Genomic DNA, 1,374 nt, shown 5'->3' on the forward strand with positions numbered 1-1,374 from the left:
CGGCGTCCTTCACCACGCCGGCCACCGTCGCGGTCGCGCTCCCCGTCGGGTCGCCCCCGCCGCCGCCGCACGCGACGAGGACGAGGGACGCGGCCAGGGCGATCGCGCGCCGGAGGATCGAGGTCGGGTTCGGCATCGGGCGCTACTGCAGGGGGTCGAGGCCGACCTGCGTGGTCAGCCACTCGTGCCGGTCGCGCAGCGCCTGCACGTCGAGCCCGTGCCCCGCGCTGTACCAGCGGATCGTCTTCGGCTCGGGCGCGGCGCGGTGCAGCGCCTCCGCGTCGGCCGGGGGGACGAGGTTGTCGAGCCGCCCGCTCTGGAGGAGCAGCGGGGTGGGCGTCGCGTGCGGGACGAACCGGATCGGCTCGATCGGCGCCATGGCGCGGAACCAGGTCGCGCGCGTCGCGCACGACAGCCCCGCCAGGAAGCCCGCGTCCTCCGGACCGGTCATGTGCGACACGAGCCCGCCGTCGCCGACGACGAGCGCCGCGGCCCGGAGGCGCCGCTCGACGCCGACGAACAGCGCCCCCATCGCGCCCCCGTAGCTGAAGCCGACGTAGGCGACGCGCTGCGGGTCCACGTTCGGCCGCGCGCGCAGCAGGTCGACGGCGCGCTGCAGGTCCTTGATCAGCCGGATCTGCTCCGCCCGGTCCTGCACGCCGTACCCGAGGGGGGAGCCGGCACGGCGGGCGAAGGGGGCGTCGATCGCGACCACCACCGCCCCGTACTCGGCGAGCGCCCGCCCGTACGCTTCGACGCTGCGCGCGGTGCCGGGGAGCCCGTGCATCAGCACGATCCCGGGGCGCAGGCTCGAGCGCGCGACCGGGTCGAAGAGCAGCCCCGTGGCCGACCCCCCGTCCGGGCTGTCGTACGAGACGGCGCTGACCTCGACGCCGTTGCTCGTGCTCTCGACCGTCCGCCGCAGGTTCAGCGGCGCGGCGGCGTCGTAGGCGAACAGGGCGCGGTCCGCCGCCGTCGCCGGGCCGCCGAAATCCGGGCGGGCCACCGCGCACGAGTCGGCGACGAGGCTCGTTCCCGGCAGCGGAGGGCCCGGCTCGACCGGCGGGGCGCCCGTCGCGTCGCCGGACCCGGCGCAGGCGGAGACGAGCAGGGCGGCCAGCACCGTTCTCCGTCGCATCGCACCACTCCCGCGGGGTTCGTCAGGGGACGTCGTCATTGCTGACACCGGCGTCCGGCTGCAGTATGTGCCCAATGTATACCTTGCGAGGGGGCGCGCCAGATCGGCCGCGGCCCGCACGGCCGTGGTGGCTCGCCGCGGTCGCCCTGCTCCTCCCGCCCGCGGGCGGCGCGCCGGCGGGGGGGCCGGCCACGTCCGCCGGGGGTCCCGCCGCGCCCGGGACGGCCGCGCTCGCG

General features: G+C 77.4%; 1 protein-coding gene. It reads right to left on the reverse strand.

Annotation, left to right across the window (positions count from 1 at the left end):
• Nucleotides 1–142: 142 nt before the first annotated feature.
• A complete protein-coding gene (locus tag PYV61_RS25315; protein ID WP_275836660.1) occupies nucleotides 143–1,138 on the reverse strand; it encodes an alpha/beta fold hydrolase in 996 nt (331 codons plus the stop codon).
• Between the last annotated feature and the right edge of the window lie 236 nt (nucleotides 1,139–1,374).

The organism is Roseisolibacter sp. H3M3-2, assembly GCF_029211165.1.
Classification (GTDB): Bacteria; Gemmatimonadota; Gemmatimonadetes; order Gemmatimonadales; family Gemmatimonadaceae; genus Roseisolibacter.